23 protein-coding genes and 1 tRNA gene are annotated in these 26,452 nt (G+C 68.3%); 12 read left to right on the top strand and 12 right to left on the bottom strand.

Going from position 1 to position 26,452, the window contains the following annotated elements; genetic code table 11:
* Positions 1 to 88: 88 nt before the first annotated feature.
* Both ABH927_RS19205 and ABH927_RS19200 read left to right on the top strand, forming a co-directional pair.
* Complete coding sequence (locus ABH927_RS19205) at positions 89 to 1,321, top strand: PLP-dependent aminotransferase family protein (RefSeq protein ID WP_370023723.1); 1,233 nt, start codon at positions 89 to 91, stop codon at positions 1,319 to 1,321.
* A gap of 197 nt (positions 1,322 to 1,518) precedes the next feature.
* The gene (locus tag ABH927_RS19200) at positions 1,519 to 2,469 is read left to right on the top strand and encodes a D-alanine--D-alanine ligase (protein ID WP_370023398.1); all 951 of its coding nucleotides are present in this window, start codon (positions 1,519 to 1,521) and stop codon (positions 2,467 to 2,469) included.
* A 944-nt stretch (positions 2,470 to 3,413) separates the two neighbouring features.
* Here the strand turns inward: ABH927_RS19200 and ABH927_RS19195 are convergent.
* The 8 genes from ABH927_RS19195 to rpmH all read right to left on the bottom strand — a co-directional run bounded on the left by ABH927_RS19195 (position 3,414) and on the right by rpmH (position 8,824).
* The gene (locus tag ABH927_RS19195; RefSeq protein ID WP_370023396.1) at positions 3,414 to 4,373 is read right to left on the bottom strand and encodes a ParB/RepB/Spo0J family partition protein; all 960 of its coding nucleotides are present in this window, start codon (positions 4,371 to 4,373) and stop codon (positions 3,414 to 3,416) included.
* 142 nt (positions 4,374 to 4,515) lie between these two features.
* Positions 4,516 to 5,289 (bottom strand): ParA family protein, encoded by a 774-nt coding sequence (locus ABH927_RS19190; RefSeq protein WP_370023394.1) that lies wholly within the window; start codon positions 5,287 to 5,289, stop codon positions 4,516 to 4,518.
* Positions 5,290 to 5,594: 305 nt separating this feature from the next.
* Entirely contained in the window at positions 5,595 to 6,299 is a 705-nt protein-coding gene (rsmG, locus tag ABH927_RS19185; protein WP_370023392.1) for a 16S rRNA (guanine(527)-N(7))-methyltransferase RsmG, read from the bottom strand.
* A gap of 145 nt (positions 6,300 to 6,444) precedes the next feature.
* Complete coding sequence (locus tag ABH927_RS19180) at positions 6,445 to 6,939, bottom strand: protein jag (protein WP_370023390.1); 495 nt, start codon at positions 6,937 to 6,939, stop codon at positions 6,445 to 6,447.
* Positions 6,940 to 6,957: 18 nt separating this feature from the next.
* Positions 6,958 to 7,914 (bottom strand): membrane protein insertase YidC, encoded by a 957-nt coding sequence (gene yidC, locus ABH927_RS19175; protein ID WP_370023388.1) that lies wholly within the window; start codon positions 7,912 to 7,914, stop codon positions 6,958 to 6,960.
* A 4-nt stretch (positions 7,915 to 7,918) separates the two neighbouring features.
* Positions 7,919 to 8,209 carry a membrane protein insertion efficiency factor YidD gene (gene yidD / locus ABH927_RS19170; protein ID WP_370023721.1) on the bottom strand — a complete coding sequence of 97 codons (291 nt, stop codon included), beginning with the start codon at positions 8,207 to 8,209 and terminating at the stop codon, positions 7,919 to 7,921.
* A 29-nt stretch (positions 8,210 to 8,238) separates the two neighbouring features.
* Positions 8,239 to 8,616 (bottom strand): ribonuclease P protein component, encoded by a 378-nt coding sequence (rnpA, locus tag ABH927_RS19165; RefSeq protein ID WP_370023386.1) that lies wholly within the window; start codon positions 8,614 to 8,616, stop codon positions 8,239 to 8,241.
* A 70-nt stretch (positions 8,617 to 8,686) separates the two neighbouring features.
* Positions 8,687 to 8,824, bottom strand: a complete 138-nt coding sequence (rpmH, locus tag ABH927_RS19160; RefSeq protein WP_015772801.1) for a 50S ribosomal protein L34 — start codon at positions 8,822 to 8,824, stop codon at positions 8,687 to 8,689.
* Positions 8,825 to 9,338: 514 nt separating this feature from the next.
* Between rpmH and dnaA the strand changes: the two genes are divergently transcribed.
* The 10 genes from dnaA (at position 9,339) to ABH927_RS19110 (ending at position 23,849) form a co-directional block, all read left to right on the top strand.
* Positions 9,339 to 11,198: a chromosomal replication initiator protein DnaA gene (dnaA, locus tag ABH927_RS19155; protein WP_407072835.1), complete on the top strand. Its 1,860-nt coding sequence runs from the start codon at positions 9,339 to 9,341 to the stop codon at positions 11,196 to 11,198.
* 533 nt (positions 11,199 to 11,731) lie between these two features.
* Positions 11,732 to 12,871: a DNA polymerase III subunit beta gene (gene dnaN, locus ABH927_RS19150; RefSeq protein WP_370023381.1), complete on the top strand. Its 1,140-nt coding sequence runs from the start codon at positions 11,732 to 11,734 to the stop codon at positions 12,869 to 12,871.
* Between the two features lie 92 nt (positions 12,872 to 12,963).
* A complete protein-coding gene (gnd, locus tag ABH927_RS19145; RefSeq protein WP_370023379.1) occupies positions 12,964 to 13,908 on the top strand; it encodes a phosphogluconate dehydrogenase (NAD(+)-dependent, decarboxylating) in 945 nt (314 codons plus the stop codon).
* Positions 13,909 to 13,976: 68 nt separating this feature from the next.
* Positions 13,977 to 15,188, top strand: coding sequence for a DNA replication/repair protein RecF (gene recF / locus ABH927_RS19140; RefSeq protein ID WP_370023377.1), 1,212 nt, complete (start codon positions 13,977 to 13,979; stop codon positions 15,186 to 15,188).
* Positions 15,178 to 15,702 carry a DUF721 domain-containing protein gene (locus tag ABH927_RS19135; RefSeq protein WP_370023375.1) on the top strand — a complete coding sequence of 175 codons (525 nt, stop codon included), beginning with the start codon at positions 15,178 to 15,180 and terminating at the stop codon, positions 15,700 to 15,702. Before recF ends, ABH927_RS19135 begins: the two co-directional genes overlap by 11 nt.
* A 370-nt stretch (positions 15,703 to 16,072) precedes the next feature.
* On the top strand, positions 16,073 to 18,016 hold the full coding sequence (gyrB, locus tag ABH927_RS19130) for a DNA topoisomerase (ATP-hydrolyzing) subunit B (RefSeq protein ID WP_370023373.1): 1,944 nt from the start codon (positions 16,073 to 16,075) through the stop codon (positions 18,014 to 18,016).
* A 14-nt stretch (positions 18,017 to 18,030) separates the two neighbouring features.
* A complete protein-coding gene (gene gyrA, locus ABH927_RS19125; RefSeq protein WP_370023371.1) occupies positions 18,031 to 20,655 on the top strand; it encodes a DNA gyrase subunit A in 2,625 nt (874 codons plus the stop codon).
* Entirely contained in the window at positions 20,652 to 21,806 is a 1,155-nt protein-coding gene (locus ABH927_RS19120; RefSeq protein ID WP_370023369.1) for a DUF3566 domain-containing protein, read from the top strand. The genes gyrA and ABH927_RS19120 overlap by 4 nt, the downstream gene beginning before the upstream one ends.
* A gap of 208 nt (positions 21,807 to 22,014) precedes the next feature.
* Positions 22,015 to 22,091, top strand: a tRNA-Ile gene (locus tag ABH927_RS19115).
* Between the two features lie 678 nt (positions 22,092 to 22,769).
* The gene (locus ABH927_RS19110) at positions 22,770 to 23,849 is read left to right on the top strand and encodes a hypothetical protein (RefSeq protein ID WP_370023367.1); all 1,080 of its coding nucleotides are present in this window, start codon (positions 22,770 to 22,772) and stop codon (positions 23,847 to 23,849) included.
* A gap of 116 nt (positions 23,850 to 23,965) precedes the next feature.
* Here the strand turns inward: ABH927_RS19110 and ABH927_RS19105 are convergent, their stop codons facing one another.
* From ABH927_RS19105 to ABH927_RS19090, 4 genes are all read right to left on the bottom strand, one after another.
* A complete protein-coding gene (locus tag ABH927_RS19105; protein WP_370023365.1) occupies positions 23,966 to 24,475 on the bottom strand; it encodes a hypothetical protein in 510 nt (169 codons plus the stop codon).
* Positions 24,476 to 24,537: 62 nt separating this feature from the next.
* Positions 24,538 to 25,536, bottom strand: a complete 999-nt coding sequence (locus tag ABH927_RS19100; RefSeq protein ID WP_370023363.1) for a DUF932 domain-containing protein — start codon at positions 25,534 to 25,536, stop codon at positions 24,538 to 24,540.
* Positions 25,537 to 25,820: 284 nt separating this feature from the next.
* Positions 25,821 to 26,075, bottom strand: a complete 255-nt coding sequence (locus tag ABH927_RS19095; RefSeq protein WP_370023361.1) for a BTAD domain-containing putative transcriptional regulator — start codon at positions 26,073 to 26,075, stop codon at positions 25,821 to 25,823.
* Positions 26,066 to 26,452: BTAD domain-containing putative transcriptional regulator (locus ABH927_RS19090; protein WP_370023359.1), on the bottom strand; the 387-nt coding region annotated here is incomplete at its 5' end. The genes ABH927_RS19090 and ABH927_RS19095, both read right to left, overlap by 10 nt.

Below are 26,452 nucleotides of genomic sequence, written 5' to 3'. Positions count from 1 at the left end.
GCAGGAGCTCGATCACGGTCGGACTAACGCGGCCCACGGGTCGCGAATTGACGCCTACGTCGACCGATACGCCGCCCGCGCCGCCGGGATGGTCGCCTCCGAAATCCGAGCTCTGTTCGCCGTCGCGTCGAGGCCCGAGGTGGTCTCGCTCGCCGGCGGCATGCCGTACGTCACGGCCCTGCCCCTCGACGTGGTCGGCGAGCTCGTCGCCGAGCTGGTCGCCAAGCGCGGCCCCGTCGCCCTGCAGTACGGCTCGGGCCAGGGCGACCCCGCCCTGCGCGAGCAGATCTGTGAGGTCATGCGGCTGGAGGGCATCGAGGCGGGGGCCGACGACGTGGTCGTCACGGTCGGCTCGCAGCAGGCCCTCGACCTCATCACGCGCATCTTCATCGACCCCGGCGACGTGGTCCTGGCCGAAGGGCCGTCCTACGTGGGCGCCCTCGGCACGTTCAGCGCCTACCAGGCCAAGGTCGTGCACATCGCGATGGACGACCAGGGGCTCGTTCCCGAGTCGCTCGCGCAGACCATCTACGCGCTGCAGACCGCGGGCAACCGCATCAAGTTCCTCTACACGATCCCGACGTTCCAGAACCCGGCGGGCGTGACACTCAACGAGGTCCGCCGTCGCCAGGTGCTGGAGATCTGCCAGCGGGCGGGGGTGCTCGTCGTCGAGGACAACCCCTACGGGCTGCTCGGCTTCGACGGGGAGCCGCTGCGCGCGCTCCGCGCCGACGACCCCGATGGCGTCGTCTACCTCGGCTCGTTCTCCAAGACGCTCGCGCCGGGCTTCCGCGTCGGCTGGGCGCTCGCTCCGCACGCCGTGCGCGACAAGCTCATCCTCGCGATGGAGTCGGCCGTGCTCTCGCATTCGTCCTTCACCCAGCTCGCCGTGGGGCACTACCTCGCGAGCCAGCCGTGGCGCGAGCAGATCAAGACGTTCCGAGAGCTCTACCGCGAGCGACGCGACGCGCTGCTCGGCGCTCTACAGGTGCTCATGCCGCCCGGCTGCTCGTGGACCCATCCCGCGGGCGGCTTTTTCGTCTGGATGACCCTTCCCGAGGGGCTGAACTCCAAGGCGATCCTGCCGCGCGCGGTCGCCGAACGCGTCGCCTTCGTCCCGGGCACCGGGTTCTACTCGGACGGCGGCGGCGCCCAGCACATGCGGCTGTCCTACTGCTACCCCGAACCCGACCGCATCCGTGAGGGCGTGCGCCGCCTCGCCGGAGTGATCGACCAGGAGCTGCAGCTCCGCGACACGTTCGGCACGGGGTCCGTCCCGGGGCACGCCGGCGTCGACACGCCAGGCCCCGACCTCGCCTGAGTCGCTGTACGGCGGTTGCCGGGAGGGCACTAGCCTGTTTGGGCTGGCCGTACAGGACTCCTCGAGGCGAGAAAGGCCCTCTCCGTGAGCGAGCGAACGATGACCGAAAGACGGCCCTCCGCGGCGGCGGCGCGAGGGGGGCCGGTGCCGGTGAGAACCGGGCGGGCGGGCGCCCCGCCGCTTCCGGGGAGGCCCGCATGAGCGATCTCGGGCACGTGCTCATCCTGGCGGGCGGGCTGTCCTACGAGCGCGAGGTGTCCATCCGCTCGGGCCGCCGGGTCGCGGAGGTGCTCCGGGCGGCGGGGGTCGACGTGGAGACGCGGGACACCGACGCCACTCTGGTTCCCGCCGTGCTGTCGGATCCGCCGGACGCGGCCTTCGTGACGCTCCACGGCGGCGCCGGTGAGGACGGCGCCATCCGGTCCGTTCTGGAGCTCCTCGGCGTGCCCTACGTGGGCGCCACACCCGACGCGTGCCGGGTGGCCTTCGACAAGCCGACGGCAAAGGCGGTCGTCCGGTCCTGGGGACTGAACACGCCGGACTCGGTGGCGCTGCCCAAGGAGACCTTCCACGATCTCGGCGCGGCCGCCGTTCTCGCCCGGATCGTGGAACGGCTCGGGCTGCCACTGTTCGTCAAGCCGTCACGCGGCGGCTCCGCGCTCGGTGCGTCGATCGTGCGGACCGCCGAAGAGTTGCCCGCCGCGATGGTCGGGTGCTTCGCGTACGGCGACACCGCGCTGATCGAGAAGTACATCAAGGGAGTGGAGGTCGCGGTCTCCGTCGTCGATCTGGGCGACGGGCCGGTGGCGCTGCCGCCCGTGGAGATCGTGGCCGACGGCGGCGTCTACGACTACGCGGCCCGCTATACGGCCGGGCACACGGAGTTCTTCGCCCCCGCCCGGCTGCCCGCCGATGCGACGGAGGCATGTGCGGCGATGGCCGTGGCCGCTCACACCGCGCTCGGTCTGCGGGACATCTCCCGCACGGACCTCATCGTGGACGCCACCGGCCGGCCGTACTTCCTTGAGGTCAACGTGGCACCCGGCATGACGGAGACGTCGCTGCTGCCGATGGCGGCCGGGGCGGCAGGCCGGGATCTCGGCACGCTCTGCAAGGGCCTCCTCGAGATGGCCGCCCGCCGCGGCTAGAAGCCGCGCTCAGTTTCACGTGAAACAGGGTGGAACAGCGATGGCGAACAGCGGCGCACGGCAAGGACAAGCGACAGGTCGCGCTCGCCAGGGTCGACGGGAACGGTCGGACTGGAGCGGCTGGAGGGACGCGGACGGAAGCAAGATACGAGAGCGAGCGGGTGCTCCGGCCGGCCGTGATAGTTGCGGTCTGGTGAGGCCGCGTTCGCGGCCCATCGCGGGCGCGGTGGTCTCTGGCACGGTCTTACGCCGGCCTCCGCATCCGCCCGCCCCCGCATCGCCTCAGGTTTCACGTGAAACAGCCGGGAACGCGATGGGGCTGCGCTTTCCCTCGTGCCCCCACGACTTGAGCGCGCGGCCACAGCCGAGAGCTGGGGAGGACAACTTCGAGCTTCTTGCGGTTTCACGTGAAACAGCGCCGTTGAAGGGCCATGTGCCGTTCGTTCCCACATTTGTTGGAGGGGCATGGTCGGCGGTTCTCGTAGCGGACGCAGGAAGGGCCCGCTGCCGATCTCCTCGGTTTCACGTGAAACAAGCCATAGCCTTGCCATGTGTAGCAACCGCCCGACCGTCGGCCTGAGCCGCGCGGTATCCAGCGCCTGGGTTGGGGGCGCTTGGAGAGAGCCCTTTCAGGTGAAACGGCATCGCCGTGTTTCACGTCAACTACCGACGGCCCTTCTTCAGGCGAAGCCGAGAGCCAAGACGAACATGATGCGGGTGCGGAGGCCGGCGTAAGACCGTGCCAGAGACCACCGCGCCCGCGATGGGCCGCGAACGCGGCCTCACCGGACCGTAACTATCACGGCCGACCGGAGCACCCGGCCGCTCTCGCTGTACTGACCCGTTCCGTTCTCGGTCCCGGGATACGGCTGAGCTCTGCATGCCCTTCCTGGTCGCGGGTATCACGGCCAGCCGGAGCGCCCGGCCGTACTCGCGGTTCCTGGCTACTCGGCCGAGAGGCCGCGCATCGTGTTGCTCGCCTCGGGGGCCATCGTGCCGATGATGCGCTCAAGGTCGTCGATCGTGGAGAACTCGACGACGATCCGGCCCTTGCGGCGGCCGAGGTCGACCTTCACCTTGGTCTCGAAGTGATCCGAGAGGCGGTCCGCGAGGTGGCGGAGCGCCGGGGCGGTGGGCTGCTTCGCCCTCGGCTTGCGCGGCGCGGGTCCTGAGGCGGCGTCTCCCAGCGCGACGATCTCCTCAACCGTCCGGACCGACAGCCCCTCGGCGACGATCCGGCTCGCGAGCCGCTCCTGTGCCCCGTGATCGTCAAGTGCCAGGAGCGCCCGTGCGTGTCCCGCGCTGATGGTGCCGGCCGCGAGGCGGACCTGGACGTTGGGCGGGAGGTTCAGCAGGCGCAGCGTGTTGCTGATGTGCGAGCGGGACCGCCCGACCTTCTTGGCCAGCACCTCGTGGGTGGCGCCGAAGTCGTCGAGCAACTGCTGGTATGCCGCCGCCTCCTCCAAGGAGTTGAGCTGCTCGCGCTGGAGGTTCTCGATGAGCGCCTCGCGCAGCATCTCGTCGTCCTGGGTGCTCCGGACGATCGCCGGGATCCGCTCCAGACCGGCGAGCTGCGAGGCGCGCCACCGCCGCTCTCCCATGATGAGCTCGAAGCGCCCGCCTCCGACCGAGCGGACGACCACCGGCTGGAGCAGACCCACCTCGGTGATCGAGGCGGCCAGCTCTTCAAGGCGATCCTCGTCGAAGACCTCACGCGGCTGCCGCGGGTTGGGCGAGATCGCGGTGACGGAGATCTCCTGGAAGTGGGCCCCCTCGACGGGCCGCAGCCCGGAGTCGCCCGGATCCTCAGAGGGAGAGCTCGTCGCGACCGCTGGATCGACGATCGGTCCCGTGGGAATCAGAGCTCCAAGGCCCTTGCCCAGTCCCCGACGCTGCTGAGTCACCGCTGCTCCTTACGCACCGCACAGAAGGCGGTGCCCAGCGACCCGAAGTCGCTGGGCACCGTCACGCACACACCAGGAGAGGGTACCGCCGCGCGGACTCCCCCATGAGCATCACCACACGGAGCCGGGCGCGACGGGGGGTCTACGCCTGGTAAAGGGCCGCCGCCCGGTAGGCGATCTCGCGGGCCGCCTCCATGTACGCCATGGCCCCGCTCGATCCGGGGTCGTAGGTCATGACGGACTGCCCGTAGCTCGGCGCCTCGGAGACCCGGACACTGCGCGGGATGACCGCGTCGAGCACCGTGTCGCCGAAATGGGAGCGCACCTCCTCGGCCACCTGGGAGGCGAGCCTCGTCCTGCCGTCATACATCGTCAGCAGGATCGTGGAGACCGACAGCGTCTGGTTCAGGTGGACGCGGACCAGCTCGACATTCTGTAGAAGCTGGGTGAGACCTTCGAGCGCGTAATACTCGCACTGGATGGGGATCAGCACCTCCTGCGCCGCCGCCATCGCGTTCACGGTCAGCAGCCCGAGCGACGGCGGGCAGTCGATGAGGATGTAGTCGAACTCCATCGCCTCGAAATTGGCCAGCGCGCGCTTCAGCCGGGTCTCGCGGCCCACCATGGGGACCAGCTCGATCTCGGCACCCGCCAGGTCGAGGGTCGCGGGCGCGCAGAACAGCCCCGGCATGTCGGGGACCGGCGTCACGATGGACGAAAGGGCGAGGTCGTCGACCAGTACCTGATACACCGAGGGCACACCCGCCCGGTGCTCGGTCGCCAGGGCGGTCGAGGCATTCCCCTGCGGGTCGAGGTCCACAACGAGCACCCGCTGCCCGTGCATGGAGAGCGCGGCGGCAAGGTTGACGGCCGTGGTGGTCTTTCCCACCCCGCCCTTCTGGTTGGCCACGGTCATCACCCGGCATTTGGGCGGCCTCGGCCAGTCCCCTTCACTGCGTGCCGAATAACCGACGGCAGGCGCAGCCGCGAGTGGGGGCGCGGCTGTTTCACGTGAAACCACAGAGCTCAGTGCCTCTCGTACCAGCGGCGAATCACCGGAGTTAAGGGGGGTCTGGGACACGGTCGTCGTCCTTTCGACCTGCGAAGCAGAGAAAAGAGGCCAGCCAACCCCCGAAGGCCGGCTTGCTGTCGCGATCTCCAAGGGTAGGCCGAGGGGGCTCTCCGGCCAACCCAGACCCTGTGCCGCAACCGGCAAGACGCTCACCTCTTCCGTCGTCGCCGCGCACCCCGTCCACTCGACTGCGCCGCTGTCGAATAAGGGGATGGTCCGGCGACCACGCGGACGAGAGTGGCGGGCGGCTCGACCCTACCGTGCCCCACCGTGACAAGCTCGGCCGATCTCACCCCAGAGGCTTTCAGTTGGGGTCTGGTCGCCTCCAGTTCCTCGGCGGCCCGCTCCCCTTTCATCGCCAGCAGCTCTCCGCCGTCCCGGAGCAACGGCAGGGACCAGGCGAGCAGGCGGTCGAGCGGCGCGACCGCCCGTGCCGTCGCCACGTCGAAGGTCCGCTTGCCCGCCAGCTCCTCCGCCCGGCCGCGCAGCACCTCGACGTTGGCGAGCTTGAGCGCCTCGGCGCACTCGGAGAGGAAGACGGTCCTCCGCAGCAGCGGCTCGAGGAGCGTCACCGTGACATCGGGCCGGACGATCGCGAGGACGAGACCGGGCAGCCCGGCGCCGGAGCCGATGTCGACGACGGTCGTGTCCTCCCCGAGCGCCTCCGCCACCACGGCGCAGTTCAGCAGGTGCCGATCCCAGATCCGGGGAACCTCACGCGGGCCCAGCAGCCCGCGGACGACTCCCGGCCCGGCGAGCAGCTCGGCGAACGTCCGGGCTCGGTCCAGCGCCTCCCCGGTGAAAACCTCTGACGCCACAGGAGGCGGCTCGGGCAACTCGTTGCTCTCGGTCATTCACTCACTCATCCAGGAACGCTCTCGGGCCAAGGTTAGTGCTCCCACCCCCACCCGAAGGGCAAGGCCGTACAGGATGGAGAAAGCCGCCGGCCCCGCGAGGAGGACCGGCGGCTTTCCCGCACGAACTCTGTGATTACCCCTGCTACGCGGGGAGGACGACGACGAACCGGCGCGGCTCCTCGCCCTCGGACTCGCTCCGAAGCCCGGCCGCGGCGACCGCGTCGTGCACGATCTTGCGCTCGAACGGCGTCATCGGCTGGAGCGCCTTCGGCTCGCCGCTGCGCTTGACGTCCTGGGCCGTGGCAGAACCGATCTTGGTCAGCTCGGCCCTGCGCCGCTCCCGGTAACCGCCGACGTCCAGCATGAGCCGGGACCGCTCCCCCGTCTGGCGGTGCACCGCGAGGCGGGTCAGCTCCTGGAGCGCCTCCAGCACTTCTCCCCCAGGGCCCACGAGGTCGCCGCCCTTGATGCCGACGACCGAGACCATCGCCCGGTCGCCCTCGACATCCATGTCGATGTCGCCGTCGAGGTCGGCGATGTCGAGCAGGCCCTCCAGGTAGTCGGCCGCGATCTCGCCTTCCTGTTCCAGGGCCTCGACGTCGGGAGCAGGCTTGAGGGTCTCCTCAGTTTCAGTCACTTCCGGACTCTCCTTCTCCTACGACTTCTTGCTGCCGGTGCGCTTGCTCCGCGGCTGGCGCGCCGGCTGCTGACGGACGATCTTGGCCTCCGGCTCCGGGGACGGCTCCACCGGGGCCGCTGCCTTGGGCTTTCCCACCAACTTCGTGAAGATGCCGTTCGTCGGTTCGGGCGTGACGATGTTGCCCTTCTCGTCGATGACCGGCATCGGGTGACGGCTGTAGAACCAGTGCTGCTGGCCAAGCGTCCACAGGTTGGTGGTCACCCAGTAGAGGATCAGGCCGAGGGGGAAGTTCAGGCTGAAGACGGCGAACAGCGGCGAGATGTACATCAGGATCTTCTGCTGCTGCGCCATCGGGTTGTCCGGCATCTGCTGCATGGAGCGCGTCACGCTCTGCCGGACGGTGAGGAACGTCGTGAACGAGCTGATCGCGACGAAGCAGGCCAGCACGATCTTCGTCATCACGGGATCGGCGCCGAACTTCGCGACGTCCGCGGCGCTGGTGAAGAAGGTGGCCGGCAGGGGGGCGCCCAGGATGTGCGCATGACGCGCGCTGTCCACCAGCTGCGGCGTCATGCCGAACTTGGCCTGGTCGCTCGCGATGGCCCGCAGCACGGTGAACATCGAGATGAAGATCGGGAACTGCGCGACGACGGGAAGGCAGCCGCCGAGGGGGTTGGCGCCGGCTTCCTGGTAGACGCGCATGACCTCCTGGTTCATGCGCTGCTTGTCGTTCTTGTACCGCTTCCGGAGCTCCTGCACCTTGGGCGCGAGCTCCTGCATCTTCCTCGACGAGCGCATCTGCTTGAGGAAGAGCGGGAAGATCAGCAGGCGCATCAGCACGGTCAGCGTGATGATGGTCAGCGCCCAGTTCAGCCCGTTGTTCGGGGGGATGAAGGTGCTGTAGCCCGTGTGGATCTGGGTGATCACCCAGGCCACTGCCGTGTACAGCCAGTTCAGGAATGGCAGCTCCACCGAGCTAGCTCCCTTGCGTTTCGTCGTGAGACCGGACTCGGGGTGGGGGCACCGGGTCGAAACCGCCCGGATGGAACGGATGGCATCGCCCGATACGCCTAACGGTCAGCCATACCCCCATAGGGGCCCCATGAACGGCGATCGCTTCCAGGCCGTAGGCGCTACAGGATGGCTCGAACCGGCAACGTGGCCCGAGCATCGGGCTGATGAAGGCCCGGTAAAACCGGATCAGGGCAATCAGGACGTGGGCGACCGGCCCGGCCGAGGCGGCCGGCTGGGTGCCAACGGCTGCGATCCCCCGCTCCGGGATCGGCTGCTCCCCTGTCATGACCGTCCATCCGTAGGGGTCCGGGACTCGGACCCTCGCCGCCGGAGTAAACGATCGAGCGCGACGTCGAGTTCGGCGGCCAAGTGCTCGCTTCGCGCGGACGCGGCCGGTGGATTGGCGCGTACCACGAGCAGGCTACCTCTCGGCAGCCGGTCCACACGGGTCCGCATCAGGTGTCTCAGCCTGCGCTTCACCTGGTTCCTGATGACGGCGCCGCCGACGGCCTTGCTCACCACGAACCCCACCAGTGGCGGCTCGTCGGCTTCGCGCACGCTGAAATGCGCGACCAGGGTGGGACGGCCGGCGCGTCGCCCGCGGCGTATCGCGTCGGCGAACTCGTCACCCCGTCGCATGCGCGACGCGGACGGCAACACCGGGCCTTCCTCAAGGTACGGCTGTCGCCCGCCGACCCTGAGGACGGCGGGCGACGGCGGCTTCGCGTCGTCAGACGGTCAGCTCGGCGCGGCCCTTGCGGCGCCGGGCGGCAAGGATCGCACGGCCGGCACGGGTGCGCATGCGCAGCCGGAAACCGTGGGTCTTCGCACGGCGACGGTTGTTCGGCTGGTAAGTACGCTTGCTCACGAGTGGGCTCCCAGGCTTCAGATGCGCCCGCAGCAGTCTGCGGGCGCGGTACATTCCAAGGTTACGGCTCGTCAAATGCGTGGGCATGCGAAATAGCCGTCGCGTGATTAGCCGACCGGCATACGTTACGGGCCGATCCCACGTCAGGTCAAACCAGCCACCACCCTACCCACGGTCTCCCTGTGCTCTGACCACCCGTCGTCCCACGGAGTGTGTCCCGCAGGGTTTTGTCCCGCAGGGTTTTGTCCGGCAGAGTTTTGTCCGGCAGAGTGCCACCCCGCTGTCCGCGGAGGACCTCTACGGCGCTCAGACGACCACCGGGCGTCTCCTGGCGCACGGCATCTCCCAGCGCACGGCATCTCCCAGGCGCGGAGGAGCGGGAAAGAGCAAGCCAGTACGGCGAGCAACCTCGGCCCGTTAGGCTGTGGACAACGTCTTGAACGCAGGTTGGGCACACCACTACTCTCGGCCCTCCGGCCCTTCCCCTCATCACCGTGGATTGCGCCCGGAGACGATGTGCGGGCTGTGCACATCGTGTGGATCTCATGTGGATCTCCATGTGGATCACGTAGCGGGGGCCGGGACCACCGGACGCCCCGGCCGGGCTGGAGTGGAAACGGATCGCGGCGAGCCAGCGGGGGCCGCGCAAGGGAGGAGGGGCCGAGCCATGGAAGGCGTCGACCTCAACGCGGTATGGGCTCGGGCGCTCGGGACCTTGCTCGACGAGGGCGTCTCGGGACAGCAGCGCGCGTTCCTCCAGATGACCCAGCCGTCCGGTCTGATCAACGACACGATCCTCCTGGCCGCGCCCAACGACTTCGCCAAGGAGGTCCTGGAGGTGCGACTGCGCCCGCTGATCGCGCACGCGCTCTCCCAGGAGTTCGGCCGGCCGGTGCGGATCGCCGTGATGGTCGACCCCAGTGCGACCGCGAACGACGGCGGCCGGCGCGACGGCTACCCACCGCCGCAGGACCAGGGTTATCCCCAGGCCGGGCAGCCCGGTGGACAGAACAGTGGACAACGTGGTGGACAACACGGTCCACAACCGCAGCCCCCGTACGGCCAGCAGCATCGGCCCGGGCCCCTCAACTCGTCCACCGACTATCCACAGGGCCGCCCACAGGGGCAGGGCTTCGCCTTCGGCCAGGACGACTCTTCTCCACAGGACATGGCCGAGCCGTACGGCTCGCAGCAGTACCAGCCGGGGCAGCAGTATCCGGCCGCGCCGCAGTATCAGGCGCCCAACGGCGGGTTCTCGCCCGAGCCGCCCCCGGCGCCCAAGCCGGAGCCTGTGCAGAACCGCTGGGACAGCCGCGGCGGCCGCACCACCAGCGAGCCGGCCCGGCTCAACGCGAAGTACACCTTCGAGACCTTCGTCATCGGCGCGAGCAACCGGTTCGCGCACGCCGCGGCCGTCGCGGTCGCCGAGGCCCCGGCCAAGGCGTACAACCCGCTGTTCATCTACGGCGACTCCGGGCTGGGGAAGACCCACCTGCTGCACGCGATCGGCCACTACGCGCAGAGCCTGTACGACGGCGCCCGCGTGCGGTACGTGAGCTCCGAGGAGTTCACCAACGACTTCATCAACTCGATCCGCGACCACAAGGCGGACGGCTTCCGTTCCCGCTACCGCGCGGTCGACATCCTGCTCGTGGACGACATTCAGTTCCTGGAGGGCAAGGAGCAGACGCAGGAGGAGTTCTTCCACACCTTCAACACCCTCCACAACGCCAGCAAGCAGATCGTCATCTCCAGCGACCGGGCGCCCAAGCAGCTCGTCACCCTGGAGGACCGGCTCCGCAACCGCTTCGAGTGGGGCCTGATCACCGATGTCCAGCCGCCCGAGCTGGAGACCCGCATCGCGATCCTCCGCAAGAAGGCGATCCAGGAGGGCCTGGCCGCGCCGCCCGACGTGCTGGAATACATCGCCAGCCGGATCGCGACGAACATCCGCGAGCTGGAGGGCGCCCTCATCCGGGTCACCGCCTTCGCGAGCCTCAACCGCCAGTCCGTGGACATCGGGCTGGCCGAGATCGTCCTCAAGGACCTGATCAGCGAGGACGCCAGCCCGGAGATCACCATCTCGCTCATCATGTCGACGACCGCCGAGTATTTCGGGGTGTCGCTCGACGATCTGTGCGGCAGCTCCCGCTCGCGCGCCTTAGTCACGGCCCGGCAGATCGCCATGTATCTGGCCCGCGAGCTCACCGACCTGTCCCTGCCGAAGATCGGGCAGCAGTTCGGCGGCCGTGACCACACGACCGTGATGCACGCCGAGCGCAAGATCCGGTCGCTCATGGCGGAGCGCCGCTCGATGTGGATCCAGGTCAACGAGCTGACGACGCGGGTGAAGCAGCGCGCTCGCAACACATGATGCACAGCCTGTGGATATCTCTGTGGATCAAATCCGCCGCACGCTGGCGGCGTCTTCTCCGCGCTTCTTCCCGGCCCCGGCCCGTCGCTCGCCCGAAATAGGCTGTTAAGAGTTGGGGACGAACATGGGGAAAGCCTGGGGATGGCCTTGGGACAACTCGTGGACGAGTTGGGGACGCCCTGTGCGTTCCCGTTCCGCCGGTCTCGCCGGCCCCTTTTGTCCCGTGGACAACCGGTGGAAACATCGTGGGTAACTCGTGGATGAAGGGCCCTCAAGCTGGGGAACCGGTGTGGGAACACCGTCCTTCCCCACAGTCACAGGGCTCCCATCCACCACTTCCCCACACGGGCGGTGGATGAAACATCGTGCCTGACCTGCGAATATGCTCGTAATCCACATATCCACGGCCCCTAATGAGATGACCAATATCTCTCTAACCAAGAACTCAAGAACCATAGAAGGGGTTCTGGAGGAGCCACGGTGCGAGAGATGGAACACTTGACGACGCACCGACACCCAGGAGGCTGATCCCCGTGATGTTCCGGATCGAACGCGATGTGCTCGCCGAGGCCGTGGCGTGGACCGCACGCAGCCTTCCGGCCCGGCCTTCGGTGCCGGTGCTGGCGGGCATGAGGCTGGAGGTCACCGAGGAGCAGCAGTTGAAGCTCTCCGGATTCGACTACGAGGTCTCGGCGGAGGTGACCCTCGAGCCGCAGACCGGCGAGCCGGGCGTGGTCCTGGTCTCCGGCAAGCTGCTCGCCGAGATCACTCGCGCGCTGCCCGCCCAGCCCGTCGACTTCGCCGTGGACGGGGCCAAGGCCGTCGTCACGTGTGGCAGCGCCCGGTTCACCCTGTTGACCATGCCTGTGGAGGACTACCCCTCGCTGCCCGCGATGCCCCCCGCCGCCGGACGGGTCGGCAGCGACGTGTTCGCCTCGGCCGTCGCCCAGGTCGCCGTGGCCGCGGGCAAGGACGACACGCTGCCCATGCTGACGGGCGTCCGGATGGAGATCGAGGGCGACACCGTCACCCTGGCGGCCACGGACCGCTACCGGCTCGCCGTACGCGAGCTGAAGTGGCAGCCGGAGCAGCCCGGCTTCCAGGCGATCGCGATGGTGCCGGGCCGTACTCTCGCGGACACGGCCAAGGCTCTGGGCGCCACGGGGGCCGAGGTCGAGATCGCGCTCAGCTCGGTCGGCGGCACCGGTGAGGGGATGATCGGGTTCTCCAGCTCCGGCAGGAGGACGACGACCCGGCTCCTCGACCCGGAGTTCCCCAAGTACCGCTCGCTGCTCCCCACCGAGTTCTCCGCGCGCGCCGACCTGTCCACAGGGGCGTTCGTCGAGGCGGTCAAGCGCGTCGCCCTGGTGGCCGAGCGCAACACGCCCGTACGGCTGGCCTTCCGCGGCGACGAGGTCGTCTTGGAGGCGGGCAGCGGCGACGAGGCGCAGGCGGTCGAGGCGCTCCCGGTCGAGTTCGACGGCGAGGAAATCAACATCGCGTTCAACCACCAGTTCCTGCTGGAGGGCCTGGGGGCGATCGACTCCGACGTCGCGCGGCTGCAGTTCACCACGTCCACCAAGCCGGCCATCCTCACTGGGGGCAAACCTGTGGATGACGGGGTGAGCGAGGACTACCGCTACCTCATCATGCCGATCCGTCTCTCCAGCTGACTCAGGCGTACCATCTCCCGGGGGCATGGACCCCTCATGTCGGGGTACTTGCGTGCCCGTGGGCGATTGACACGCGTTGGGGAGTGGCTGAAATGCAGATCGGCATGATCGGGCTCGGCAAGATGGGCGGGAACATGGCCGAGCGGCTCCGCCGTGGCGGCCATGACGTGGTCGGCTATGACCGTGATCCGTCGATCAGCGACGCCGGCAGCCTGAAGGATCTCGTCGATCGGCTCCAGGCGCCGCGCCTCGTGTGGGTCATGGTCCCCGCGGGCGGCCCGACGCGGGCCACGATCGAGCAGCTCCGCGACCTGCTTTCCTCTGGTGACCTCGTCGTCGACGGCGGCAACTCGCATTACAAGGACGACCTGAAGCACGCCGCCGAGCTGAACGAGCACGGCATCCAGTTCGTCGACGTGGGCGTGAGCGGCGGCGTCTGGGGGCTGCGGAACGGCTACGCCCTGATGGCCGGGGGGAGCGCCGAGGACGTCCAGAGGCTCGACCCGATCTTCCAGACGCTCAAGCCGGAGGGTGAGGACGGCTTCGTCCACGCCGGCTCGGTCGGCGCCGGCCACTTCGCGAAGATGGTCCACAACGGCATCGAGTACGGCATGATGCAGGCCTTCGCGGAGGGCTGGGAGCTCCTGGAGGCCAGCGACGTCGTCAACGACGTCCCCGGGACGTTCAAGAGCTGGCGGAACGGCACGGTGATCCGCTCGTGGCTGCTCGACCTGCTGGTCCGGGCTCTGGAGCACGATGCCGACCTGGACGATCTAAAGGGCTACGCCGAGGACTCCGGCGAGGGCCGGTGGACCGTCCAGGCCGCCGTGGACCACGCCGTTCCGCTCCCGGCGATCACGGCCGCCCTCTACGCGCGGTTCTCCTCCCGCCAGGCCGACTCGCCGGCGATGAAGATGGTGGCCGCGCTGCGCAACCAGTTCGGCGGGCACGCGGTCGCGTCGGTCGAAGGCCAGACGAGCAAGGGCGCCGACTCCCCCGGCGCCGATGTGACGCCCCCCGTCGAGGCCGATCGCTGACCCCGGTGGCCCCTGCCGTACCTCGCGGGGCCAGGGGCCAGGAGAGCACGACCTAGTAGCCTTGCGGCGTGCATGTGGCCAGCCTGTCGCTCACCGACTTCCGGTCGTATCCCGCGGTCGAGCTCGATCTCGAGCCCGGCGCGACGGCCTTCGTCGGACCGAACGGGCAGGGGAAGACCAACCTCGTCGAGGCGCTGGGCTACCTGGCGACGCACTCCAGCCACCGGGTGGCCACGGACGCCCCGCTCGTACGGCACGGCGCGCAGCGGGCGATCATCCGGTCTGTGGTCGTGAAGGACGACCGCCGCGCGCTCATCGAGCTGGAGATCAACCCGGGCCGCGCCAACCGCGCCCGGATCAACCGTTCTCCCGTCCCCAGGCCGCGTGACGCCCTGGGCCTGCTGCGGACGGTGTTGTTCGCCCCGGAGGACCTCGCCCTGGTCAAGGGCGATCCGTCGGAGCGTCGCCGCCTCCTCGACGAGCTGCTCGTGGTCCGCGCCCCGCGGTTCGCCGCCGTCCGGGCCGACTACGACCGGGTGCTGAAGCAGCGCAACGCCCTGTTGCGTACGGCTGCCGCGGCGAAGGCCGGGCGGCGGCGCGGCCCCCGCAGGCAGGACGACGAGGCGGCGTTCGCCTCGGCGGGAGCCGGAGACGTGCAGAGCACGCTGGAGATCTGGGACACCCATCTCGTGAGGCACGGCGCCGAGCTTCTGGCGGCCCGGCTCGACCTGGTCGAGGCGCTGCGGCCGCTGGCGGCCAAGGCGTACGCGACCCTCGCCCCGACCTCCGCGCCGGCCGATCTGGCCTATCGGAGCTCTGCCGACGACGCGGAGACCGGCGAGAAGTTATCCACAGATATCCCCACCCTGGGGACAAATCGGGAAGTTCTGGAGGAACGCCTGCGCGCCGGCCTCGCCCAGGTGCGGCAGGCGGAGCTCGACCGGGGCGTCACGCTGGTCGGCCCGCACCGCGACGACCTGCTGCTGAGCCTGGGGGAGCTGCCGGCCCGCGGCTACGCGAGCCACGGCGAGTCGTGGTCGTTCGCGCTGGCGCTGCGGCTCGCGGCCTACGACCTGCTCCGGGCGGACGGCGGCGACCCGGTGCTCATCCTGGACGACGTGTTCGCCGAGCTGGACAACCACCGGCGCAGACGGCTGACCGAGATCGTCGCTCCGGCCGAGCAGGTCCTCATCACGGCCGCCGTGCCGGACGACGTGCCTCCCGAGCTCGCCGGCGCCCGCTTCGACGTGACCGCAGGGAGCGTGACTCGTGTCCGATGAATCCACAGGCGGTGGACAGTCGCCACTGGGCGCGGCCGCGAGGGGCGCCGCCCTGGCGCGGGAGAAACTCGCACAGGCCAAGGCCGACGCGGCCAGGCGGGGTCAGCTCCCCCGGACCGAGCCGCGGCGGCGCGCCGGAGGCACGAAAAGGGACTCGGGCGATCCGCTGCCCTTCGGCCGGGCCATTCGCGACCTGCTCGCCGACCGGGGCTGGGAGCAGCCGGTGGCCATCGGCGGCGTCTTCGGCCGCTGGCGCGAGATCGTCGGCCCGGACCTGGCCGAGCACACCAGGCCGGAGAGCTTCGAGGAGGGGGAGGTCGTCGTGGCGGCCGACTCGACAGCCTGGGCCACGCAGGTGCGGCTCCTGGCGTCTACGCTGGTCAGAAGGCTGAATGAGGAGCTCGGCGACGGCACGGTCACGCGCGTGAAGGTCCACGGGCCCAACACCGGACCCCGGCCGGGAGGCGGTCTCCGGGTCCACGGGAGCCAGGGCCCCCGGGACACCTACGGCTGACGGTGAGATCGCCGGCGGGGCGAGAGCCGCAGGGGAGTCGGTAGGGCGGTGGGTCCGTGGGGGCCGCGTGAGGGCCTGAACCGCCCAAAATCGCGTCTGAGGCCATGACACCCACCCCGAGTGGGGGAGGTTCAAAACCATGATCGTCACGCGACAGGGCATCACAGCCCCCGTCAATGCCCCCTGAGGTCCTCCAGACCGGTAGAATGAAAGCGGACTCAAGGACACGTCCGGTTTGCGCTACCCCCCGGCCCGGAGGGCCGATTCCCCTGGGTGCGCATCGGGGCACTCAAAACGGTGACGGGCACGGCTGGGGCAGCGTATTGGCAGAGGGCCCCCGCCGCGTGTCCGCGGCAGGAGGATTTCGCACTTGTCCTACGACGCTAGCTCTATCACCGTTCTCGAGGGACTGGAAGCGGTCCGCAAGCGCCCGGGAATGTACATCGGCTCGACGGGCGAGCGCGGTCTCCACCACCTGGTCTACGAGATTGTGGACAACTCGGTCGACGAGGCACTGGCCGGATACTGCGACACGATCGAGGTCACGCTCCTCGCCGACAACGGCGTCAGGGTAGTGGACAACGGTCGCGGCATCCCCGTCGGTGAACACCCTGTGGAAAAGCGGCCGGCAGTCGAGCTGGTGCTCACCACGCTGCACGCCGGTGGAAAGTTCGACAGCAAGTCGTACGCCGTCTCGGGCGGCCTGCACGGCGTGGGCGCCGCGGTCGTGAACGCGCTGTCGACGAGGCTCAAGGTCGAGATCCGCCGGGACGGCTACCACTGGCGGCAGACCTACGACCACTCCAAGCCGACCGGGCCACTGGTCAGAGGCGAGCCGACCGAGAGCACCGGCACCTCGACCACCTTCTGGGCCGACGACACCATCTTCGAGACGACCACCTGGAACTTCGAGACGCTCTCGCGCCGGTTCCAGGAGATGGCCTTCCTCAACAAGGGCCTGACGATGATCATCCGCGATGAGCGGCCCGATCACGTCAACGGCGAGCCGGTCGTCGTCACGTACCTCTACGAGGGCGGCCTGTCCGATTTCGTCACCCACCTCAACTCCAAGAAGGAGCCGATCCACAGCTCGGTGATCGACTTCGAGGAGCACGGCGACGGCATCTCGGTCGAGATCGCCATGCAGTGGAACGCCTCCTACAGTGAGTCGATCTACACGTTCGCCAACACGATCAACACGGCCGAGGGCGGCACCCACGAGGAGGGCTTCCGCGCGGCGCTGACGACCATCGTCAACCGCTACGCGCGCGAGCAGAAGTTCCTCAAGGAGGGCAAGGACGACAACCTCACGGGCGACGACATCCGCGAGGGTCTCACCGCGATCATCTCGGTCAAGCTGGCCGACCCGCAGTTCGAGGGGCAGACCAAGACCAAGCTGGGCAACACCGAGGCCAAGTCGTTCGTCCAGAAGGCGTGCAACGACCACCTTCGCGACTGGTTCGAGCGCAACCCCGGCGAGGCCAAGGACATCATCAACAAGTCGCTCCAGGCCTCCCGCGCCCGCATCGCGGCCCGCCAGGCCCGCGACCTGACCCGGCGCAAGTCCCTGCTGGAGAGCGGCAGCGGGCTGCCGGGCAAGCTCGCCGACTGCCAGTGGTCCGAGCCGGAGAAGTGCGAGCTGTACATCGTCGAGGGCGACTCGGCCGGCGGCTCCGCCAAGGGCGGCCGGGACCCCAAGTTCCAGGCCATCCTGCCCCTCCGCGGCAAGATCTTGAACGTCGAGAAGGCGCGGATCGACAAGGTCCTCAAGAACAACGAGGTCCAGGCACTGATCACGGCTCTCGGCACCGGCGTGCACGACGAGTTCGACATCGAGAAGCTGCGCTACCACAAGCTGATCCTGATGGCCGACGCCGACGTCGACGGGCAGCACATCACCACGCTGCTGCTGACGCTGCTGTTCCGTTTCATGCGGCCACTCATCGAGGCCGGCCACGTCTACCTGTCGCAGCCGCCGCTCTACAAGATCAAGTGGGACCGGAAGGGCGAGGACGCGTCCTACGCGTACTCCGACCGGGAGCGCGACGCGATCATCGAGGACGGCATCGGCCGCGGCAGGCGCGACCCCCGGGCCCACGACGGCGTGCAGCGCTTCAAGGGTCTCGGCGAGATGAACGCCAACCAGCTGTGGGAGACCACGATGAACCCGGACACCCGGGTGCTCCTGCAGGTCACCCTCGACGACGCGGCCCAGGCCGACGAGCTGTTCAGCGTCCTGATGGGCGAGGACGTCGAGGCCCGCAGGAACTTCATCATCCGCAACGCCCGTGACGTCCGATTCCTCGACGTCTAGCAGAAGGACTTTTCGTGACGGAAGTAAACACTCCGCCTGGGCCGCCTGCCGACCGCGTCGAGCCGGTCGACATCCAGTCCGAGATGCAGCGCAGCTACATGGACTACGCGATGTCCGTCATCGTGTCCCGTGCGCTGCCGGATGTGCGTGACGGCCTCAAGCCCGTGCACCGCCGCGTGCTGTACGCCATGTTCGACGGCGGCTACCGCCCCGACCGCGGCTACTTCAAGTGCTCGCGCGTCGTCGGCGACGTCATGGGTTCCTACCACCCGCACGGCGACACGTCCATCTACGACACCGTCGTACGGCTCGCGCAGCCGTGGTCGCTGCGCTATCCGCTGGTCGACGGGCAGGGCAACTTCGGCTCCCCGGGCAACGACCCGGCCGCGGCCATGCGGTACACCGAGTGCCGCCTGGCGCAGATCGCCATGGAGATGCTCCGGGACATCGACAAGGAGACCGTCGACTTCCAGCCCAACTACGACGGGCGTTCGCAGGAGCCGGTCGTCCTGCCGTCGCGGTTCCCGAACCTGCTGGTCAACGGGTCCGCCGGCATCGCGGTCGGCATGGCGACCAACATCCCGCCGCACAACCTCCGGGAGGTCGGCGAGGCCGTCAAGTGGGCGCTGGAGCACCCCGAGGCCAGTGACCCGGAGCTGCTCGAAGCGCTCATCGCCCGGGTCAAGGGGCCCGACTTCCCGACCGGCGCGTTGATCGTCGGACGGCGCGGCATCGACGACGCCTACCGCACCGGTCGCGGCTCGATCACCATGCGGGCCATCGTCGAGGTCGAGGAGGACGCCAAGGGCCGGCAGTGCCTGGTCGTGACGGCCCTGCCGTACCAGGTGAACCCGGACAACCTCGCCCTCACCATCGCCGAGCTGGTCAAGGATGGCAAGGTCACCGGCATCGCGGACGTCCGCGATGAGACCTCCTCGCGCACCGGCCAGCGGCTCGTCATCGTGCTGAAGCGCGACGCGGTCGCCAAGGTCGTGCTGAACAACCTCTACAAGCACACCCAGCTACAGACCACCTTCGGGGCGAACATGATCGCCCTGGTGGACGGCGTACCGCGCACGCTGCGGCTCGACCAGTTCGTCAAGTCCTACATCGAGCACCAGATCGAGGTCGTCGTCCGGCGGACCCGGTTCCTGCTGCGCAAGGCCGAGGAGCGGGCCCACATCCTGCGCGGCCTGCTCAAGGCGCTCGACCGGATGGACGAGGTCATCGCGCTCATCCGGCGGTCACCGTCGGCGGCCGAGGCCCAGGGCGGCCTGATGGCGCTGCTGGAGATCGACCAGGTTCAGGCGCAGGCCATCCTGGACATGCAACTCCGCAAGCTGGCGGCCCTGGAGCGGCAGCAGATCCAGGACGAGTACGACGGCCTGATGACGCAGATCGCCGACTACCACGACATCCTCGGCTCCGAGGCCCGGCAGCGGCAGATCGTCTCGGACGAGCTGTCCGAGATCATCACCAAGTTCGGCGACGAGCGGAAGACCGAGATCATCGCCTACGAAGGCGACATGTCCATCGAGGACCTGATCGCCGAAGAGGACATGGTCGTCACGATCACCCGCGGCGGCTACGCCAAGCGCACCAACATGGACCTCTACCGGGCCCAGAAGCGCGGCGGCAAGGGAGTCCGCGGCGCCCAGCTCCGCCAGGACGACATCGTCGAGCACTTCTTCGTCACGACGACCCACCACTGGCTGCTGGCCTTCACGAACAAGGGCCGGGTCTACCGGGTCAAGGCGTACGAGCTGCCGGACTCCGGCCGCGACGCCCGCGGTCAGCACCTGGCGAACCTGCTCGCCATGCAGCCCGACGAGCACGTCATGGAGATCCTCGACCTGCGGGACTACGACGTCGCGCCGTACCTCGTGCTGGCGACGCGGAGCGGTCTCGTCAAGAAGACACGGCTCTCCGAATACGATTCACCCCGATCTGGGGGTCTCATCGCCATCAATCTGCGCGAAGATGACGAGGTGATCGCCGCACGTCTCGTCTCCGAGGACGACGATCTGCTGCTCGTCTCCAAGAACGCGCAGTCGATCCGCTTCACCGCGTCCGACGACGCCCTGCGCCCGATGGGCCGCGCCACCAGCGGCGTCATCGGCATGCGGTTCATCGACGGTGACGAGCTCCTCGCGATGAACGTCGTCGGTGACGGAGATGACGTGTTAATCGCCACTGAGGGCGGGTATGCGAAGCGGACCCCCGCCGACCAGTACCCGGTCCAGGGCAGGGGCGGGAAGGGGGTGCTGACCGCGAAAATCGTCAGCGCCCGCGGAAAGCTGGTCGGAGCCGTCATGGTGAGGCCCGAGGACGAGGTCTTCGCCATCACCTACGCCGGTGGGGTGATCCGGACGAGCGCCGGTGAGATCAAGCAGTCGGGCCGTCAGACCATGGGGGTGCGCCTGATGAACCTCGCCGACGGGGACAGTGTCGTGGCCCTCGCCCGCAACGCCGAGTCGGCCGAGTCGGCTGAGTCGATCGTGGCCGAGTCCGCGGAGCCGGGTTTGGCCGTGCCGGATCTGGCCGTGCCGGATCTGGTTGAGCCGACGTCGGCGGAGCCCGAGTTGACGGAGCCCGAGTCGTTGGAGACCGAGCAAAACGGGGCAGGAGACGAGGCATGAGCGACACCGGCAGGGCCCGGACGACCGGCGCCGCCAGGAAGAAGGCGGGAGGCGCGCGTCCCGCGTCGTCCTCGATGAGGGACGGTGTTACCGCCAGGGTCGACGATGCCGGTAGCGTCGTCGAGGTGGTGCCCGATGAAACTGACGTGACTCCTGCCGACAAGGCCGCCTCGGACAGAGGCGGGTCCGACCGGGCCGCCTCGGACCGGGACGCGGCCGACAGGGGGGCGGCCGACAACGCCACCGTCCGTATCCGGACGTCGGCGGCGGACCAGCCCTGGAAGCAGCCGTCGTCCAAGGACGGGGACAAGCCCGGGGACGGCAAGGTGACGGGCGCCGAGCCCACCGCGCCCTTCGCCAAGCCTGGCCCCGTGACATCGTCTCCCTCCGGATCGCCAGGCCGTACGGCTGCCCCCGGCGCCGGAACCTCCGGCCGTCCGGCTCCTGCGGGAACCCCCGGCCGTCCGGCTGCCGCCGGGGCCCTCGGAGCGGGCGCCGGGAGGCCCGACCCTGCCGGGAAGCCGGGCCCGGGAGGCAAGCCCCCGGCCGGCGCCCCTGGTCCGGGCGTCTCCAGGCCGTCCACATCATCTCCGCCGTTCTCGCAGACGCCTCCTTCAGGAGAGGCGCCCCGTCCCGCCTCGGCGGGATCGGCGGGCGCCGTGTCACCGGTCTCCCGGCCGGTCGACGGCCTCGCGCGAGGCCTCACGTTCGGTGAGGCCGAGCGGCCCGGACTCAAGACGGAGGGGAGCAAGGACAAGAAGCAGGGTGTCCGGGCTCCCCGGAAGGCCCACCTGGTCCTACGCCGGGTCGAGCCGTGGTCGGCCATGAAGTTCAGCTTCGTCGTGTCGCTGGTCTGCTTCGTGGTGCTGTTCGTGGCCGTGGCCGTGCTGTACGGCGTGCTGTCGGCCCTGGGCGTCTTCACCTCGATCACCGACGCCGTCACCCAGCTCACCACCGGGGACGGCAAGACGGCCAGCACCATCGACATCGGAAGCTGGTTCGACCCGGTCCGCATCCTCGGCTACACGGCCCTCCTGGGCGCGGTGAACGTGGTGCTCATCACCGCCCTGTCCACCCTCGGCGCCGTGATCTACAACATCTCCTCCGACCTGGTCGGCGGCATCGAGGTCACCTTCAGCGAGGCCGAGTAGCGTCTCGTACGGCTACCGCCCGGCCGCTCGGCTTGCGGTAGCCGTACGAACCGATCGGCCCGCGTGAGGCGGCAGGAGTGCTGTCGAGAGTCCCGAGGGTGGGTGCCCGGCGGCGCGACCAGGGGCCCGGACACGGTAAGCTTTTTCTCGTTCGGGTACGGATTCGCCTCCCGTTACGGGATGCGGTAACGTTCCTTGCGCATAATGCGGGGCTATAGCTCAGACGGTTAGAGCGCTTCCCTGATAAGGAAGAGGTCCCAGGTTCAAGTCCTGGTAGCCCCACCATGAAGTACCAGCTCAGAGGCCAGCAACCACCTCCAGAAGCAGTAGATGTTCGCTGGGGCCGGCCACCTTATGGTCTCCCATGCCACATCGTCCGATTGCGCGTAGGCTGCTAAGCGACCGCTCTCACCGTTTTCTTGGTCGATTTCAGTGAGTTAGGTCGGAGGGCCGGTTCCTTCGCGGGCCGGCCCTCTTCACTTTCGTAGTCCCCGACACCCGGGCCCACTACGACCGCCGGCGCGCCGAAGGCGACCGGCACTCCAGCGCGCTACGCAACACCTTCAACCGGATGCTCGGCTGTCTGCACCACTGTCTCCAGAAGGGCACGACCTATGACGAACACGTGGCCTTTCCGGCGCGCCTGGAGGCTGCCGCTTGACGCCCTTACGCAGGTCGGATGTCTTCGCACTCGCGTTGATCTTGCTACGTGTCGCTGAAGGCCTTCACCACTTGAAAGAGCCTGCGCAGTGATCAGGGGAGATGTGCGTTTCGAGGTAGAGCGCCGTCTCTGTGTGCCCTCTTCTCACTGTGTTCGGTGGGCGATCCGTCGTCTTCGTGGTCTTCCCGGCCGTCGGCTCCCCAGCAACGACCCTATCGCCACGAACGGCTCTGGGCCCTACGCTCATCCAGCTGAGTACGAATACTCATGAGCCGTTCTGGCGGCCTTTATACGCTTCGATCATGTTTCTGAAGCTGGCCGCCACCGGGCGGTGGCTCGGGTGGGCAGCCGCCGTCGCGGCGGTCGCAGCCGCCGCTGGCCTCTGGCTCCGGTGGACGACCCCTTGGGACGACGGCAACGACCGCTGGAAACTGGTGGCCGCCCAATCGTCGGTCACCTACGGACAGGTCATCGCCACCAGCGAGCACGACGCCTGGGCCGTCGGCTGGGACATCCTCGGCATCGGCGCCTGGCTGCCGATGGCCGACGGCCCGCACCGCCCCACAGTCTTCCACTGGGACGGCGACCGCTGGACGAAAAGCGACTTCCCAGTGAATCGCGGCAACATCGGCTCGATCGCCGCGTCCGCCCCCTCCAACGTGTGGGCCCTGGCCAGCGACGAGAGCAACACCTCCGTCCTGCGCTGGGACGGACACACCTGGGCGATCGTCCAGAGGCTGCCCGTTACGGCCGGGAGCCTTGCCGTCGCTGACAACGATGTGTGGGTCTTGGGCGACTACAAGGCCTGGCACTACAACGGCGCCACCTGGTCGGAACAGAGCGTCTCCTTTTCCGCCTTCCGAGTCAGCGCCCGCTCCACCTCCGACATCTGGGCCCTCGACGGCGACGCCCCCTGGGTGCACCACTTCGACGGCAAGGTCTGGACCCGAGTCAGCTTGACCGCGGCGCTGCCCACGGCTCCGCCCCCGGCCGACGATTTCCCGCCCGACCCTGCCGGTCCTCGGCTGACCGCCATCACCGCCGACCCGTCCGGCATCTGGATCACGGGGGAGATCGGGGCCTCGTCGTTCCTGCTCTCCCAGACCGGTTCCGGCTGGCGCAGCGAGGACACCTCCGCGAAGGCCGGACGCATGATCCGTGCCCTCCCGCCCGTCCCCGACGGCAAGGGCGGCCACTGGTTTCTCGGCTCCACCGACATCAACGGTTACGACTCCGCCCTCGCCCACCGCGACTCCTCCGGCCACTGGACAAGGGTTCCGTCCGGCGGAGAACTGACCTCGCTGTCGGCCGTCCCCGGCGGTCCGCTCCTGGCCACCGGAGTGATCGGCAAAGCTTCAGGCGTCTTCCGCAACCTTCCCTGAAGAGGACCCTGCAGAAGCAACCAGTCGGACATGACTTGACAGGTTAGGCAGATCGGATGTCTTGGCACTCCAACCCCCCATAGCTAGATTTACGATCGCTACATGCTTTCGTCTTCTCATCTCTCTGGCGAAGGACTGTCCGCCTCGTTCCTAAGGCATGCCTGAAGCAGGGTAAAGCCGGGCATGGTCTCGTGCGGTCTGACTCCTACGGTGAACACCTCGGGATCATCGAAGATCGGTTCCCCGTTGGGGCGCCGGCCATACGGGACCCGGCCGTAGTCCACGCCGTCGTCTCGATCGCAGCTCATCCAGGTGATGGCTTCTTGCTCCCCTTCGCGCAGGGGATGGTTCGACACCGCTCGCATAGCCACGGTGCTCGGCGGAATGAAAACCCAGACCTGCGGTACGGCCAGTACCCACCAGCGTGCACTGATCTCGCGGGCCTTAGCGGCGACCCGTGTTTCGAAGGCGGCGGCCGTCGCCTCGTCACGCAGGTAGTCATAGTCGCTGAGCACGAGCCTGCGGTCCCCGTCCAGGACGACGATGGCGGGACAGTCTCGGGCGACGATGCTCTTCTCCAGTCGCGCGACAACATCGTCGAGCAGCGCCGCCATCTTGTCGTTCATCTCGCCCTCCCGAGCACACGTCGCCATCCCTGATCCTGCCCGATGAGGCGTCGCTCAGTTGACTACATCTCGTACGGCCCGCAGCAGGGTCGGCGGGCCGTACGAGGCGGCAAGATCATGCGGCGCCTGGCAGGACGGGCCGATCGAGCACCTTCTCCAGCATGCGGATGGTCTCGCGGTCGAGGTCGTCGACGCCGCCGGTCACGGCGCGGAGCATGTTGCGTTCGGCACGGCAGGCGCCGCGGACGGTCTGCTCGTGGTGGGCGTAGGTATTGGCGGCTTGGATGACGCCCCAGCCGGTGCCTGCCCAGGGGGACACGCGGTCGTCGTGACGCCAGAGCCGGGTTCATGGTCTGGCGTTTGGTCTCGGCGAGGCTGCGGGAGCGGCCGGGCTCGGTGGGTACGGGGGCGAGCTCGTCAAGCAGGGCGGCCCATTGGCGCGGGCTGACGGTGATGTCGCAGAGCCGTTTGACCTGGTCGGCGAAGTCGTCGGCGACCTGGTAGACGATGTTGAGCGCGTCGCGGGCTTCGTTGAGGCGCAGCTTGGAGTGCCTGGAATGCTTGATCTTCACCTGCTGCCCACGCTCGGCCAGACCTGCGGCCATCGTGTTGTCGCAGATCACGTTCGTGATCACTCGTTTGAACGTCGTCGCGAGAGACCCGTCGAAGGAGGTGGCGCCGAGCAGGTGGGGCCGGAACTCGACTCCTTCGGGGGTGGTGATGGTGTCGGGCACCTCGACGGAGACCCAGGCAACGGCCCCATTGCGGAGCAGACCCGCTGAGCCGATGGACAGGTCATCGTCCAGCAGGCGGCCGATGGTGCCGATCAGCCATTCCACGTACGGGTGGGGCTGGTAGGCGTCGGAAAAGATTCCCATGACATGGCCGGTGTCGCTGCGGACGATGGCTTGGCGCTCGGGGACGGTCACCAGGCCGCCAGTGATGGGGTCTTCGACGTAGATCGGCCGGGACAGGGCGTCCCAGCCGAACAGGCGGCGCTTGACGTCGTCGACCGGGACGGGCCCGGGGTAGTGGTTGGGCTCGGCGCTCCTGCGAGCCAAGACTCCCAGCCGGTGGAGGGCGCGCATGCCTGGAAAGAACAGTTAGCCTCATGGGTGTCCGCGGCGACGACGTGCTGGCTACTGGCTGCGTTGATTTCCCAGGGAGCGGCCACCGTCTCCACGCCCTGCCCTGCAACGCCCCAACCTTGTGGTTGCGCGTGGCCCTTCCGGCGCTATTCAGTTTCGGTCCGACTCTGAGAAATAACGCTGCCAAGAGTGGGGGGAACGCTTTACGCCAACGCTGAAGAGAGCTTGCCGGGCCCGTTGGATAATCTGATCCGTCGTCAATAAGTCAAGGCTAGGTCAGACCTCAGAATTCGGCTATAAAGGTCCTGTCCTGCGGCGGTCGGTTCGGCACCGAGTTGTTCGATGAGATGACGGCGGAGTTGCTCGTAGACGTAGAGCGCTTCAGAGCGACGGCCGTCTCGGTGAAGAGCCAGCATAAGCTGACCATGTGGACGCTCACGCAACGGATTTTTTTGGGCCCACGACCGGAGTCCGCCGATTACCTCTGCGTGCCTGCCAAGTGTTAGCCGCACGTCGAAGGATCAGTGACCCTACGATGGTCTTCGTGTAATCGCCCTGCCCAAGCGGCCATTTCACTATCGAGCTCGATCCCTTCGAGAGGATTGCCACGCCATAACGCCAACGCCTGCTCAAACGCGTTGATCGCCTTTGAGTGTTGGCCCCTTCGGCTTGCACTTGCGGCTTCGGTGGCCCATCGGCTGAAGATCACAACGTCGAGTTCGTTATCCGGCACGTCGAACACGTAGCCGCTCGCTGTGGTACGGATGCGCGTGTCTAAGAGGAACCGTCGAAGGCGCGCAAGGTAGGTGTTGAGGTTACTCCGGGCTGACGCCGGAGGATGGCCATGCCACAGCCGCTCGATAAGTTGCCCGCTGGAGACGGGCGTCCC

The sequence above is a fragment of the Planotetraspora sp. GP83 genome (assembly GCF_041262585.1).
Classification (GTDB): domain Bacteria; phylum Actinomycetota; class Actinomycetes; order Streptosporangiales; family Streptosporangiaceae; genus JAOEGB01.
This window is presented reverse-complemented; position numbering and strand designations above follow the sequence as displayed.